At 41.7% G+C, this 14882-nt stretch carries 16 protein-coding genes; 3 read left to right on the forward strand and 13 right to left on the reverse strand.

What is annotated here, in order from left to right:
- Positions 1-64: 64 nt before the first annotated feature.
- The 5 genes from hemW to gpr form a co-directional block, all read right to left on the reverse strand.
- Positions 65-1204, reverse strand: a complete 1140-nt coding sequence (gene hemW / locus M1D81_RS12105) for a radical SAM family heme chaperone HemW (protein ID WP_456266784.1) — start codon at positions 1202-1204, stop codon at positions 65-67.
- 114 nt (positions 1205-1318) lie between these two features.
- Positions 1319-3157 carry a translation elongation factor 4 gene (gene lepA / locus M1D81_RS12110; protein ID WP_024423038.1) on the reverse strand — a complete coding sequence of 613 codons (1839 nt, stop codon included), beginning with the start codon at positions 3155-3157 and terminating at the stop codon, positions 1319-1321.
- A gap of 141 nt (positions 3158-3298) precedes the next feature.
- Positions 3299-3631: a YqxA family protein gene (locus M1D81_RS12115; RefSeq protein WP_034622832.1), complete on the reverse strand. Its 333-nt coding sequence runs from the start codon at positions 3629-3631 to the stop codon at positions 3299-3301.
- A 13-nt stretch (positions 3632-3644) separates the two neighbouring features.
- Positions 3645-4853 (reverse strand): stage II sporulation protein P, encoded by a 1209-nt coding sequence (locus M1D81_RS12120; protein WP_025092944.1) that lies wholly within the window; start codon positions 4851-4853, stop codon positions 3645-3647.
- Positions 4854-4919: 66 nt separating this feature from the next.
- The gene (gene gpr, locus M1D81_RS12125; protein ID WP_456266783.1) at positions 4920-6035 is read right to left on the reverse strand and encodes a GPR endopeptidase; all 1116 of its coding nucleotides are present in this window, start codon (positions 6033-6035) and stop codon (positions 4920-4922) included.
- Positions 6036-6233: 198 nt separating this feature from the next.
- Here gpr and rpsT point away from each other — a divergent pair, with 198 nt between their 5' ends.
- Positions 6234-6500, forward strand: coding sequence for a 30S ribosomal protein S20 (gene rpsT, locus M1D81_RS12130; protein WP_456266782.1), 267 nt, complete (start codon positions 6234-6236; stop codon positions 6498-6500).
- 134 nt (positions 6501-6634) lie between these two features.
- Here rpsT and holA read toward each other — a convergent pair whose 3' ends face one another.
- Positions 6635-7654 (reverse strand): DNA polymerase III subunit delta, encoded by a 1020-nt coding sequence (holA, locus tag M1D81_RS12135; RefSeq protein ID WP_456267123.1) that lies wholly within the window; start codon positions 7652-7654, stop codon positions 6635-6637.
- 236 nt (positions 7655-7890) lie between these two features.
- Between holA and M1D81_RS12140 the strand changes: the two genes are divergently transcribed.
- Complete coding sequence (locus M1D81_RS12140; protein ID WP_012010638.1) at positions 7891-8025, forward strand: YqzM family protein; 135 nt, start codon at positions 7891-7893, stop codon at positions 8023-8025.
- 39 nt (positions 8026-8064) lie between these two features.
- Here M1D81_RS12140 and M1D81_RS12145 read toward each other — a convergent pair whose 3' ends face one another.
- The 3 genes from M1D81_RS12145 to M1D81_RS12155 form a co-directional block, all read right to left on the reverse strand.
- Positions 8065-10392: a DNA internalization-related competence protein ComEC/Rec2 gene (locus M1D81_RS12145; RefSeq protein WP_456267122.1), complete on the reverse strand. Its 2328-nt coding sequence runs from the start codon at positions 10390-10392 to the stop codon at positions 8065-8067.
- Positions 10385-10954: a ComE operon protein 2 gene (locus M1D81_RS12150; protein ID WP_024423045.1), complete on the reverse strand. Its 570-nt coding sequence runs from the start codon at positions 10952-10954 to the stop codon at positions 10385-10387. The genes M1D81_RS12145 and M1D81_RS12150 overlap by 8 nt, the downstream gene beginning before the upstream one ends.
- Before the next feature lie 65 nt (positions 10955-11019).
- Positions 11020-11649 (reverse strand): helix-hairpin-helix domain-containing protein, encoded by a 630-nt coding sequence (locus M1D81_RS12155; protein WP_197172655.1) that lies wholly within the window; start codon positions 11647-11649, stop codon positions 11020-11022.
- A gap of 90 nt (positions 11650-11739) precedes the next feature.
- Between M1D81_RS12155 and comER the strand changes: the two genes are divergently transcribed.
- Complete coding sequence (gene comER / locus M1D81_RS12160) at positions 11740-12588, forward strand: late competence protein ComER (RefSeq protein WP_456266781.1); 849 nt, start codon at positions 11740-11742, stop codon at positions 12586-12588.
- A gap of 48 nt (positions 12589-12636) precedes the next feature.
- Here comER and M1D81_RS12165 read toward each other — a convergent pair whose 3' ends face one another.
- From M1D81_RS12165 to M1D81_RS12180, 4 genes are read right to left on the reverse strand one after another with little or no spacing between them, the layout of a single operon-like run.
- A complete protein-coding gene (locus tag M1D81_RS12165) occupies positions 12637-13380 on the reverse strand; it encodes a class I SAM-dependent DNA methyltransferase (protein ID WP_456266780.1) in 744 nt (247 codons plus the stop codon).
- Complete coding sequence (gene rsfS, locus M1D81_RS12170; RefSeq protein ID WP_003217467.1) at positions 13377-13733, reverse strand: ribosome silencing factor; 357 nt, start codon at positions 13731-13733, stop codon at positions 13377-13379. Before rsfS ends, M1D81_RS12165 begins: the two co-directional genes overlap by 4 nt.
- 13 nt (positions 13734-13746) lie before the next feature.
- Complete coding sequence (yqeK, locus tag M1D81_RS12175; protein ID WP_456266779.1) at positions 13747-14310, reverse strand: bis(5'-nucleosyl)-tetraphosphatase (symmetrical) YqeK; 564 nt, start codon at positions 14308-14310, stop codon at positions 13747-13749.
- Positions 14300-14869 (reverse strand): nicotinate-nucleotide adenylyltransferase, encoded by a 570-nt coding sequence (locus M1D81_RS12180; protein WP_041118027.1) that lies wholly within the window; start codon positions 14867-14869, stop codon positions 14300-14302. Before M1D81_RS12180 ends, yqeK begins: the two co-directional genes overlap by 11 nt.
- Between the last annotated feature and the right edge of the window lie 13 nt (positions 14870-14882).

Consider the following 14882-nt stretch of genomic DNA (forward strand, 5'->3'; position numbering starts at 1 on the left):
GCACTCTCTTTCAACGAGTGCTAATTGTATAAACAAAATTACCAAACTCAAATTAAAATGTCAATTATAACTCACCGAGAAACGCTTGAAATACTTCATTGCCTAACAATTTTCCTTTTCTTGTTAAACGAATCCCCATGTCATCTTTTACAATGAGGCCTTTTTCTTCTAAATCTTCAAGAACAGTGGAAAAAAGTGCTTCTGGTGCAGCACCATATTTTGCTTGGAAATCAGCGCTTTTCACCCCTTCGATTTTTCGAAGACCTAAAAACATTTCTTCTTCTATTTGCTCTGCTTTTGTGACCTGATGTGTTTCCTTATACGGGAACCCTGTTTGGTCAATCAGCTCCAAATAATGTTTCACCGGCCCTGCGTTCACATTTCGGATGCCATCTACATACCCGTGTGCGCCTGCACCAAAACCGAAGTAATCTTCATTGCTCCAATAGGTCAGGTTATGCTGGCTTTCAAAGCCAGGTTTGGCGTAATTGCTAATTTCGTACTGCTTTAATCCATGGCGCTCCATTTCATCCATTACAAGCTCATACATTTCAGCCTCACGTTCTTGCGGCGGTAAATGAAGTTTTCCTTTTTGCATTAAGTTGTAAAAAACGGTTTTCGGCTCAACGATGAGTGAGTAAACCGAATAATGCTCTGCCCCCAGTGAGAAAGCCGTCTCAAGTGAATTCATCACATGATGCTTTTCTTGATGCGGCAAGCCAAACATGAGATCGAGGCTAATATTGTCAAATCCAACCGCTCTAGCTCGCTCAAAGGAGGTCAGGACATCCTTTTTTTGGTGAACTCGTCCGATTTTCTTGAGTAAATCGTCTTCAAAAGTTTGAACGCCAAAGCTCAGCCGATTCACGCCGGCTGCTTGAAGCACATGAAGTTTCTCAAGCGATAATTCATCTGGGTTTGCTTCTACTGCAAATTCAATCAGATTTTTTGTCGGCTTTAATACGCTGTGAATGCTGTTCATGAGCTTGTCTAGCTGACTGACAGTCAGTGATGTCGGGGTTCCCCCGCCAATAAAAATTGTCTTTAGTTCCTGCTCGCCTTTTTGCTCGATCGTGTGCTGCATCTCTTTCTCAAGAGCCGCTAAGTATTCGTCGACTGGCTGCGTTTTGATGAAAAATTTATTGAAATCACAATAGTGGCAAATATGCTCACAAAATGGAATGTGAATGTATGCTGCTTTCATTAGATGACACCTTCTTTACAGGTAAAGAGCCGCAGTTTATCGCTGCGGCGTCTTTGTTTGTTATCGACTATAAACGTCAAGGCGGACATTGTAAAGCAGGTAGCCTTGAGGATGTTATTTTTTTGGTGTGCTGTCGTCCATCTTCAGCACAGCCATAAATGCTTCTTGCGGGACTTCAACAGAGCCCACTTGCTTCATGCGCTTTTTCCCTTCTTTTTGCTTCTCAAGAAGCTTTCTTTTCCGGGAAATGTCTCCACCATAACATTTAGCAAGTACGTTTTTACGCATCGCTTTAATGGTGGAACGTGCAACGATTTTTTGACCGATTGCTGCTTGAACCGGTACTTCAAAGTGCTGGCGTGGAATCAATTCTTTTAGCTTTTCTACGATGATCTTGCCTCGTTCATATGCATAATCGCGGTGAACAATAAAGGAAAGGGCATCGATTTTTTCGCCATTCAGCATAATATCCATCTTCACCAGCGTCGAAGGACGATAGCCAATCAGCTCATAATCAAAGGACGCATAGCCTTTTGTGTTGGACTTTAGCTGATCAAAGAATTCGTATACGATCTCTGCCAAAGGAATTTCGTACACAATGCTCACGCGGTTCGCATCAAGATACTGCATATCAATGAAATTCCCGCGCTTTCCTTGGCAAAGCTCCATCACAGAGCCTACATAGTCATTCGGCACCATCATTGTTGCTTTTACATACGGTTCTTCAATTCGCTCAATCTTTTGCGGATCAGGCAGATTGGACGGGTTATCTACGACAATTTTTTCTCCATCTGTCATGTATACATCATAAATAACACTTGGCGCTGTCGTAATCAGATCAATTTTAAATTCACGTTCAATCCGTTCTTGGATGATTTCCATATGAAGCATTCCAAGGAACCCGCAGCGGAAACCGAAGCCAAGTGCTTGGGATGTCTCTGCCTCATATTGAAGTGAAGAATCATTTAATTCAAGCTTTTCTAACGCTTCACGTAAGTCATTGTATTTCGCTGTATCAATTGGATAAAGTCCGCAGTATACCATTGGGTTTAGCTTTCTGTATCCTGGAAGTGCTTCTTTCGCAGGGTTTTCCGCGCTTGTGATCGTATCCCCTACACGTGTATCACCGACATTTTTAATCGCAGCGGTTAAGTAGCCAACATCTCCAACGGTGAGTTCGTCTGTTGGCATGGCTTTTGGTGTGAAAACGCCAACTTCAAGTACTTCAAATTCTTTCCCCGTCGCCATCATTTTAATTTTCTGACCAGGTCTGACGGTTCCTTCGACAATTCGTATGTACGCAATAACGCCGCGATACGCATCGTAAAGAGAATCAAAAATAAGGGCTTGAAGTGGTGCTTCTGGATCTCCAGCGGGAGCCGGCACCTTTTCAACGATTTGTTCTAAAATATCCTCGATTCCAATACCCGCCTTAGCAGAGGTGAGAACAGCTTCAGACGCATCCAACCCGATGACATCTTCAATTTCTTCTCTTACACGCTCAGGCTCTGCACTTGGCAGATCGATTTTATTGATAATCGGAAGAATTTCTAAGTTGTTATCAAGAGCTAAATAAACGTTCGCAAGTGTCTGTGCTTCAATTCCTTGTGCTGCATCTACTACGAGAATCGCACCCTCACAGGCAGCTAGGCTTCGAGATACCTCATAGGTGAAGTCGACATGCCCTGGTGTATCAATCAGGTGCATGATATATTCTTCTCCATCCTTCGCCTTATACTTCAGCTGGACAGAGTTTAATTTAATCGTTATGCCGCGTTCACGCTCTAAATCCATGGAATCAAGCAATTGTTCTTTCATTTCCCGTTGAGTAATCGCCGCTGTTTTTTCCAAAATACGGTCTGCCAATGTGGATTTCCCATGGTCAATATGGGCGATAATGGAGAAATTTCGAATTCTTGATTGCCGCTCTAATCGTTTTTCTTTATCTGTCACAATCTATCACTCCTACTATAAAACGCGGGTTGCGCTAGGTTAGATTATATCAATAGGGCTGTAAAGATTCAATCGAAATCAAGAAAAGCCGCTTATCGGTCAGCGGCTTTGATCAAAAGGATGATATCTCATGAAATTCGTTTATTTCCCATTCACCCAATCATAAAGAGAACGGGCTGCATGTGTCATGCCATCAGACAGGGCTTTTCCTGCCTTGGAAAAGGCATTAAAGCCCTCTATTTCCTCCAGCTGTTTTTGTTTTTCGGCAAGATCCTTTTCTGTAACAGCCGTTCCTAAGATAGAAGCTTCCTTCTCTTCATTGTCGTTTATTTGAATGGAGAAAGCTCCTTTTAATTGCGGATCATGGTAGCCCTTCATTTGCAGCATGCCATTATTCGCTTGCTGCATTCCTAAAAAGACACCAAACAGCAAGACCAATCCTAAAATAATGGTTTTTCCAATAAATGAGCCCATCCCCGTCACCACCTTAAGAGCGTTTTTTCTCATCCTTTGCTTTGCCGTCCACCTTTTCCGCGTCCCAGAAAATGTCGCTGAATACATCAGCTGCCGCATTGGATGCATTTCTTAATTCTTCCATATTATTATCTACTCCGCCAAATTCTAAAAGAAGGGCTTTGTCGGATAAATCTTGATTATAGATTCCATTATCGCCAATTTCTCCTTTGGCAAACACACCGACACTAAGACCTTTATATTTTTTCTCCATCAAATGGTGGAACTCTGTCGCAAGCTTTAAGTTTTTCTCATAGCTTTGATTCTTCTTCCCAACAACAAACGCAATTCTCGCATATTTCTTCCCTTTGATTTCAACAGTCGTATCTTTCTTTCTTCTTGAGTCCCGGTGAATATCAATTAAATAATCGAGGTCATCATTTTTCGCTAAGGCTTCTTTCACGACCAATCTTGATTCATTATAAGACTGCGGATATTTTAATCCTTTTTTCACCAGTCTTTTTTCAATTTCCGTTTTGTCGACTGTATTGCCGATTCCTTGCTGATCAAGCGCCTTTCCAAACATGTCGCCGACAAGGGTGACATTCACTTTTGAGTGCCGTGCATTATTTGGATTCGTTTCTCCTTTTAAAAATGGTAAATATGATTCCGTATTATGTGTGTGGTAAATGTACACAGCTTTTCGTTTTCCTGTTGACCGGTCCGGTTCTTTGGCAGGCTTTTTCGGCGTATCATCATCGAGCTTGTCCAGCTCAGCCAAATTTGCTTCTTTTTCATCTTGGATCACTTCACTAGGCGGCGGCGATTCCATCGGCATATTGGTATAGTCTGTTCCTTCACCCGCTAAAATGATTTTTGTATCAAAATGTTCAAAGCCTGGGAGCTCTCTTCCTAGGAAACTGCGCGGGTCTTCTAAATTAATACTGGTTGCAAGCTTCAATGACAGCCCAGAGAAATGAAATCCTTTTTGATCTTCTGGAACTGCTGAGGCGAAATATTGGTTTTCCATGCCCATTAATGTGGCAAAAAATGCGCCAGATAGCTCATCCGCTACACCATATAACGAAGCTTGCGGCCTCAGCTCGGGTTTTAAAGAGGTCAAAGCCCCTGACATCACAAACACCACAACAAGAGAGGCAATAAATAAGAAGATGCTTTTTACTACTTTCGTTCCATTAATCGCAACGACCAACTGTCGAGGACGGCGGGGTCTTTTTTTCATGATTTACTCCCTCCAGCACGCTTTCTAGTAATTACACTATGAGCGAGCTAGAGAAAGTAGAACCGATTAATGATTATATGAACCCATATTATCTTGAGTGATTTTTTGATGAAGCGCTGTGTTTAATCCGTTGGCAAGTACGTTTGCCATATCATCAATGAATGTATCAACTTCCTTAGGCGTGACCATTAAATTTTGCCCCAGGGGTGCAAGCACTTCGTGGATCAGCTGCCTTTTTTCTTCTTCAGGAAGGATTCCTACGATGCCTAAGAATGATTGACGCGTTTCTTCATCTGGCAAGTCTTCTTCGTTAAGTACTTTTTTCTTCCCGAATGTCAAACCAGCCGGCACAAGAGAGCGGGATGGTCTATCATCTTTTAATTCTCTACCAAAATGCTTTAAGACATAATCAATTGTGTCACTAGCAATCGTTACTGCATCCACCACTGTCGGAACGCCAATCGCAATCACTGGAATGCCCAATGTTTCTTTGCTTAATTCTTTTCGCTTATTCCCTACACCAGAGCCGGGATGGATACCTGTATCAGAAATTTGAATGGTTGTATTCACTCGTTCTACTGCTCGAGCAGCAAGGGCATCGACCGCAATGACAAAATCAGGCTTAGACCGCTCGATCACGCCTTGGATAATGTCACTTGTTTCAATACCGGTCAGTCCCATCACCCCTGGAGACAAAGAGGAAACCGGGCGATAGCCTTCCTGAACATTTTCCGGCTGCAATTCAAAGAGATGGCGGGTCACAAGCAGGTTTTCAACTGTGAGAGGACCTAATGCATCTGGCGTAACATTCCAGTTTCCCAGCCCTACTACAAGGCAGCTAGCATCAGCCTGAATGCCTCGGTCTTTTAAAAACTGAGCAAAGTAATGGGCAAAGACTTCAACGACTTTTTCTTGCATTTCAGAGTCTTTCTCCCGAATGCCTTGTGCCTCAAACGTCAAGTATGTCCCTGCCTTTTTGCCGGTCAGCTCCTCCCCTTCTTTCGTGATTTCCACAGTACGTATGCGGATGCCTTGCTCTTCTTTTTCCTTTTCGACAATCCCTTGGATCCCGTCCTTTTTGACGACATTCGGATCGTTCTCTTGTTCTAGTATCTCTTTTGTTTCAACAGCGAGGTCTGTCCGGATTTGATAAGCGCTTAAATCGAGTTTCTGTTTCTCCATAAAAAGACTCCTTCCACCAAGTAATTAACAGTAGTCTTTCCATCTCTTGAAAGAAACATTCGAGCACGTCATCAATGAAAAATACTTTACATTTATATTGCATTCTAAAGGTGTGTTTGATAGAATACAATTTGTTCTATTGTGAAGATTTAACCTTAAGACAATTGTGTTTAGGTTGTATCTTAGGAGGTGAAACACATGCCAAATATTAAATCAGCGATCAAACGTACAAAAACGAATAACGAACGCCGTGCACATAACGTAACAGTCAAGTCTGCGATGCGTACTGCGATTAAACAAGTTGAAGTTTCTGTAGCTAACAACGATGCTGAGCAAGCAAAAGCTGCTCTTGCTTCTGCTGCAAAACGCATTGACAAAGCCGTTAAAACTGGTCTTGTACACAAAAACGCAGCTGCGCGTTACAAATCAAGACTTGCTAAACAAGTAAACGGACTTTCTGCATAATGTTTGGAGCGCCTCAGTGATGAGGCACCTGTTTAACTGTATGTCCGTCCTAACCGGCCGAGCCTTTAGGACAGACTGGCAATTATACATCTAAACAAAAACGACCCTCTTTTTAGAAGGTCGTTTTTTTATATTCAAGCGCCTAACAAACGAAGCAGGAACAATTCTAACAGCAGCTGCTTGTCCTTTTTACCGGTTTTCATTTCGTAATCAATCGTTGAAAGCTCTTTGACGATCTGCTTGAGCTCTTCTTCTGAAAACAGTCTTGCCTGATCCATCGCAAGTTTGACCCGGAATGGATGGACTTTTAGATTTGAAGCAATTTGTTTTTGTCCATAGCCTTGCTGAGCGAAGTACTTCGTCTGCAAAATCAATCGAAATTGAGTTGAAATGAGTGCTAATATTTTAATGGGTTCCTCATTTTGCTTCAGCAGGTCATAAAACATCTGCATGGCCTCAGAGCGGCGTCTGTTTACAATTTGATTAATCAGCTCGAAAATATTTTGCTCTAAGCTTCTTGCAACGAGCTGATTGACATCCGCTAACTCAATTTCCTCCCGCTCTCCAATATATGTACTTAGCTTCCTAACCTCTTGGAATAGAGAGGAGAGGCTCCCGCCGCATAGCATCACAAGCTGCTCAGCCGCTTTAGATGTAATCGTCTTCCCTTCTGTCTTCACCAGTGTGATGGTGAAATCAGTTGTTTCTTTTGGGTTTAACTCTTTCGCCTCAACGACAGTAGCTTTCTTTTTTAGCAATTTGGTGATTTTTTTACGCTCATCCAGCTTTTCATATGGTGCCAGTAACACGAGAATGGTATAGGGCGCTGGCTTTTCTAAATAAGCTTCTAATACAGAAAGCTCATGCTCAATCTTTTCCTTTTTCTTTTCAGCTGTAAGAAAATAAGGATTCTTGATCACGACGAGACGTCTTTCTCCCATAAACGGAAATGTTTCTGCATCCGTTACAGCCTGTTCAAGCGGTACTTCTTCCATATCGAAGACGGAGTAATTAAAATCCTTCGTTTCTTCGTCTACTACAGCTTGTCTCAATTTAGCAGCGGTTTCTTGCAGTAAATATGTTTCTTTCCCATATAAGCAATAAACGGGATGGATATCCCCTCGTTTTAAATTGTTCCATACATCAAAGACCATCAATTGAATCCCTCTCTTTCACTTCCTCCTCTATCCTAAAGTGTGTGAAGACATTAGTAAAGAGGAAGCTGAAAGTGCCGCCTCCTCATTTATAGTAAACGTCCGGCGCAAGCTCCCGGGTCAGCCTGCTGTCAGACGATATTCATAAAATGATCATAAAATGGAAAACGGTTACTTTACCTTCTAGCAATTCCAAATGAGTTCAAGTATACTAAAATTAGCCAGGAGGGATGAAAATGAATGAATTTGAAAAAAATGTTCAAAGCAAGCGGAATGATGTGACCGACTCAGCCGTTGGTTTTATCGTCACATTCGGATTTTTCGCCTCAATGTTTATTTTGGCAACCATTATACACCTCGTTGGATCTTAACTTCATGAAGGTTACATGACTGCCGTTTTGGCAGTTTTTTTATTGAGTTTGTAAGATATCATATGGAGGGTGTGTGTAAAACGTTCCTTCCTCATCGAGAAATTCATACGTCACGCTCCCGTCGGTATCTGTTCGATACACCTTCATTTGCTGGTCCTTTAATTTCTTCAAAACTTCCTGATGTGGATGCTGATAACGATTGCGTTCACCTGCTGAAATGAGTGCATGTGAGGGCTTGAGATGCTGAAGCCATTCTTCGCTTGTTGACCCTTTACTCCCGTGATGTCCAACCTTTAAGATATCTGCCTGCAGATCAGGATAGGCTTCTATAATGTCTCGCTCCCCTTCTTGTTCAAGATCTCCAGTAAGCATAAACCGCTTCCCGCCTAGAGTAAATGTCAAAACGAGTGAATCATTATTCTTAGTTGTTACCTGATCATGCGATGGATGAAGAACCTTAAATATTTGCTCTCCAATCTGAAGCTGATCTCCTCTCTCTAATTCATCAATCATAATCCCTTGATCAGCTGCTTCTTTTAACAGCTCCGCATCCTCTGGACTCCGTGCAAAGCCTTTTGGAATAGCCAGCCGCTTTATTTTATTTCGTTTGATTAAACGAGCTGCTTCTCCCATATGGTCTTGATCCGCATGTGTAAGAATAAGAACATCAAGTTTTGCTATACCTTTAGAATGCAGAAATGGGATCAGCGTTTGATCACCGATCGAGGACACTTTACGCCTTTTTTTCCACGGTTCTTCTTCAAAAGAAAGTCTGCCTCCTGTATCCACAAGCAGGTGCCCCTTTCGATAGGGCAGCTGAATAAACAAACTATCCCCCTGTCCTACATCCAGCATCGTCACTTCCCCTTTTTCGAAAAAATTCGGGGTGAAATAGTGTACACTCAAGACACCAATAAGAAAAAGGATCGGCAGTGCATAGGATTTCACAGAAGTTTTGCACTCCATCACAAATAACAGAACAATTAAGGCGCTCACCTCAAGAAGAATATGCCACCAAGCAGACTTCATAAAAATCAAGTTGAATTCATCAAAAACAGCCATATAGGCTGACAATTGATGACTAAGCTGAATCACCGAATCAAGCAGCTGAAACAATGATTGTCCAAGCGGAAGATAAATGATCGTGAGAATAAAAAAGAGTAAGGATAACGGCATAACGACCGTCGTATAAAAAGGTACAAATATCATGTTCAAAGGTACGCTCAGTAAAGAGAATTGGTGAAAATGATATAAAAGAACAGGAAGTGAAGCAAGCTGTGCAATAAAGGAAATCAGGAATAATTGCATGACTGAACTTTTTGCTTTTGATAAAATCCTAGTCGATAACAAAATAAAAAACGTGACCGCGAATGAAAGCTGAAATCCGATATCAAATAAATAAAGAGGATGAATTGCTAATAAGAGTAAAAACGTTGCACTTAATACCACAGCAGAAGGCTGTTTCATTTCTTTTGGCAGACTAGTCATCACTAAATAGATGCCTGCCATGAGGCAAGCTCTTAAAACAGATGGTGCAGCACCTGTCAAACAAGCATAAATAGGAAGAAAGCATAATAGAAGAATACGTGCTGTCTCTCTTGTCACGCCCGCACGAAGGAGACACCAAAATAAACATGCAAGAAGCGTTTGTACATGCAATCCTGAGATCGCTAGTAAATGAATAATGCCAAGCATTTGATAATCTCTTAATGTGTCAGGGTCTATCAACTCACGATCGCCAAAAATAAGTGCCTGTACAATGCCAACAGAGTGTTTAGACACATGATCTTCTAAAAATTTCAACCCCTTTTGCCTTATCACTTGAAGATAATAGGAAGAACTGTCTTTTTTTGTACAGTTTTTGATCGACTGTGGCAGAAAAATGGCGTCAATGCCTTTTGATTTTAAAAATTGATCGTATTGAAACCCGTTAGGAATGGTTGCGTGTTTTGCCGGGCGAACATCACCTGTCATGTGACAGCTCATACCAGGTTCTACCTCTTTTAATGCCTCTTTTTCACGCTCTGTTTGAATTGTATAAAAAGTGGCTAGTTGTTCATGGTCTGTTGAAACAGTTGCTGAAAAACGATTGCCATCTGTTTTCGGAATGCTTTCAATCACAACGGAACCAGATAGGAATTTTTCTAGTACGGGTTGATCCGTTTCAAGAGACTCATGAATCATAAAAATGAGTATATAGACAGCACCGCATAGGCTGACCATTAAAAAGAGCTGAGGCATTTTTTTCAGCAGGCTGAGAAGTAATATGATGAGAAGAAAGAGAAGGAAATACATATGAAGATGATATGCAGCCAGAGCAATTCCAACAGCTGCTGAAATTGCCCCAAACGGCAAATATTTAAACATAGGAAGTAAATAATTGATTCGCCTTCTCATGCATATCGCGAATTTCTGTTTCGCTAAGTCCTGATTCACTCAGCTTCCCAATTAAATCTGCAACAAAGGCCAATTTTTCTTGATTTTTTAAGTCGATGATCATTTCATCTAATTCAACTTGCTCTGTTTGAACACCCGCCTGCTCGAATAAATCAATCGCATATGGATGATTTTTATAATCCTTTGCATAGTACACTGTTCGTATGCCCGCTTGAATGATGGCTTTACAGCACTGTAAACAAGGAAAATGTGTGACATATATTTCAGCATCAGCTGTAGGTGCACCAAATTTGGCACATTGTAAAATAGCATTCATTTCCGCATGGATGGTGCGAACACAGTGATGATCAATGACATAGCACCCTACATCCGCACAATGAACATCACCGGCAATGGAGCCATTATACCCCCCTGCAATGATGCGCTTGTCCCTTACGATGGTCGCCCCAACAGCTAACCGCTCACAGGTGCTTCGTAAAGCAAGCAAATGGCTTTGTGCCATAAAATATTGATTCCATGAAATTCTTTCCACGAGCTGATCCCTCCAGAATGATGGTTGATATTAAGTGTACATGCCTTTCTTCTCTACCGTCAATTCTACTTCACGGTCAATTGACTTTTCAGCCGTTCAATCGTCTTTTCACCAAAACCTGAAATGTTCCGCAAGTCTTCAATTTGTTGAAATTCTCCGTGTTCCTCTCTATACGTAATGATAGCTTCGGCTTTAGCTGGTCCTATGCCGTTAATGGTTTGCAATTCGGCTGCATCGGCCTGATTGACATTCACACCTTCACTCTTTTCAACGCCCGTTGATGCGTCAGCTGATGCTGTTTGCCTCTCTCTTTCCGCTTCCCCCTGCTTCCGAACATAAATCATCATACTATCCTCTAATTTAGCGGCTTGGTTGATTTCAATCGAGTCTGCTTTGCTGGTAAAGCCTCCTGCCCTTTGAATTGCTTCTTCTACCCGAGCATCAGATTGAAACGTATAAACTCCTGGCTTCCTTACAGCTCCTTTGACCTCTACAAAAATCGTCGATGGCTCTTTTTTTGTCTTTTCTTGTTTGTCTTCTAATGTGACTTGTATATCTTTATTTTCCTTCAATACACTTGGTTCTCTGCTGCCCTCTCCTTTTCCAGTGAAAAAGAAGAAACTGAAGATGATCACCACTATGAGTCCAGCGGCGATATAAAGACTGTATTTTTTTAATGAAATGAGTCGTTTCACTTACTCACGCTTCTTTCAATCATATTTTTCTATTGCTCAACATACTGTTTAGAAGATAACAGATCCTATGCGTCTAAGGAGGGAGAACGTTTGAATATAGGGTTAATCGGTACAGGAAACATGGGTACCATACTTACTGAGGCATTTATTGAATCAAAGGCAGTCAATCCCTCATCGATCACCATTACAAACCGAACCATTGAAAAAGCGTTCAATATAAAAAAGAACCATCCAGAGCTTGAAGTAACGAAACAGCTTTCAGGGGCTGTCACGAATAAAGATTTCATTTTTGTTTGTGTCAAACCACTTGATATTTATCCACTTTTAACAGAGCTGAGCCCTCTTCTAACGGAGCAGCAAACCATTGTCATCATTACAAGTCCGGTTCATCCTGAACAGCTTCAAGATGTCGTTCCTTGTCAAACAGCCAGGCTGATTCCAAGCATTACAAACCGCGCTTTATCAGGCGCATCACTTTTAACTTTTGGTTCATCATGCAATGCCGCGACGAAAACAGCGTTAAGACGGTTAGCTTCGTGCATTTCAACACCTATCGAGATCCATCATTCGATTACAAGAGCGGCTTCCGATATTGTCAGCTGCGGGCCTGCTTTTATTAGTTTTCTCGTTCAGAAAATGATTGAAGCGGCCGTAGAAGAAACAGATATTTCTAAAGAAGAAGCCACCACCTTATCAGAGGATATGCTAGTTGGTCTTGGCCGTTTGATTGAAAAAAGAGTCTATACCCTTCCGACACTGCAAGACAAAGTATGTGTGAAAGGCGGCGTCACTGGTGAAGGCATTAAAGCACTTGAAGCCGGTGTGCAAGATATGTTTCACCATCTCTTTCAAAACACCCATGAAAAATTCGATGAAGATCTAGAAGCAGTTGCGCATCAATATCCACCAAGTGTGTTCACTGATGATCGCAGAAATTAATCATCTTTGCAATAAGCGAAAAAAGGGTTTTAAAAAACCATCGTTCTATTAAACGATGGTTTTTGGTTTCTTAGCTGAGATGAAATATCTTTCGGCGAATTCACCGGGGGCTTCATTTGTAAAATCAGCGGTCACTTCTATTTGTTCAAAGCCAGCGGACTCAAGGAACGCTGCATATGTTTCAAATGGATATGTGCGCTGTTCATGTGTCTCATCATAACGCTGATACATGTCTCCGTCTTTTACAAAAAAGCTTAAATCATGTATAACCGAATACATGTCATCCCCTTTATCACTCTGCCAAATATAACTGATCTCTTCATCTTGATCTGCATAAGTCGAACCCGGGAATACCTCTTCCATTTTATAAGGCGTATGAACATCAAAAAGTAAAACCCCATCTGCCTCTAAAAGCTGAAACATGTTTTTAAAGGTTTTTTTGACGTCATTTTCGTTTTTTAAGTAATTCAAGGAATCACAGCAAATAACGGCTGCCTGGAAGGCTTGCTCAAAGCCCGTAACCTCTCTCATATCTTGATGTAAAAATTGAATCGACTTCTTTTTCGCCTGCGCTTTTTGCTGCGCAAAGGCCAGCATTTCTTCACTGAGGTCAATTCCTGTGACCTTGTGGCCCTTTTCAGCTAACCGAAGAGAAATCTCTCCAGTTCCACAGCCTACATCGATGATGGCAGCATTCGGCTTCATATACTGCTGGATCCACTGAACCCATTCATCATAAGGTGCATGTGTCATGAGCTCGTCATACACACCTGCAAACCCTTGATAAATCATGAGTTAATGCCAAGTGAAAGCGTTTCTCTCGGCGCATCTCCCCATAGCTTTTCTAGATTGTAGTATCCTCTTTCTTCTTTGTGGAACACATGGGCAATGACATCACCTAGGTCAATCAATACCCATCTTGCTTCATCAAAGCCTTCCATCTTCTTCACTTCGATTCCGCTTTCCTCTGCAAGATGTTTTACTTCTCTTGCAATGGCTTGCACTTGTTTATCAGAATTCCCGTGACAAATGAGAAAATAATCCGCAACAAGTGAGATTCCTTGCATATTAAGGGCAATAATATCCTCAGCCCGTTTATCATCGCATGCTCCTGCTGCGACGTTTAAAATTGATGATGAATCCATCCAAAATTCCTCCTTAGTTGTTCTTATGCACAAGCGAATTGTAAGTAGCAAGCGTATCTGGAAAGACTGGCTGATTCTTTTTCATTAGAAAACTGATGGTGTTTTTTAATGATTGGATCAGTGCACGATCTAGATCATTTTCTGCTAACTCCCTTACTTCTTCGACACCAGGGAAATGACGTCCTGGTTCAATATAATCTGCGACATAAATGACTTTTTCAAGTAAGGTCATGTCTGGTCTGCCGGAAGTATGAAATTCAATAGCTGTTAACACATCTTGATCGTCAATTCCAGCTTCTTTTTTGACCAAATAGGCACCAACCGGGGCGTGCCAAAGCTCGGGCGAATATTCAAGCAATAAAGGGTTCATCTGTTCTTTTTGGATAATCCCCTTCATTTCTTCTTTTGGTCTAAATTTCGCATAATCATGAAAAATAGCGGCGATCTCTGCTTTTTTCACATCTGCACCGAACCGTTCCGCTAATGAAATGGCTGTCTCCATGACTCCGATTGTATGTGTATATCTATGCTCTGTTAACTGCTCTTTGACACAGTTCAATGCTTCTTCACGATTCATATAAATGATGCTCCTTTATATAACGCTCAACAGCTTTCGGAATCAAATAATCGACAGGGTTTCCCTGCTCTATTCGCTGCCTAATCAATGTCGATGATACATCAAAAGCTGGAACATCTGCAAATAAAAGAGGATATGCCGTACTTCCAACGTAACCCGGCCTTTTCATCCCAATAAAGGTGATCATTTGAAGCAAATCATCGATCCGGTGCCATTTTGGCAAATACTCGACCATGTCCGCTCCTATCATAAAAAAGAACTGATCTTCTGGATGACGCTTCTTTAACAGATCGACTGTATCTACCGTATAAGACGGACCCTCCCGCTCCATTTCAATAAGCTCGAGCCGAAAATATGGATTTGATTGAATCGCCGCCTCCACCATTTTGATGCGGTGATGACTATCTGCTCGTTTCCGTCCAGTTTTATGAGGAGGCATATGGTTTGGGATAAACCAAATTTCATCAAGCCCTACTTGAATCCGCACCTCACTCGCCATCAGCAAGTGCCCGTTATGAGGAGGATCAAACGTACCGCCGAACAACCCTATTTTTTTCATATCGCATCCACCT

This window comes from Bacillus sp. JZ105, assembly GCF_053903125.1.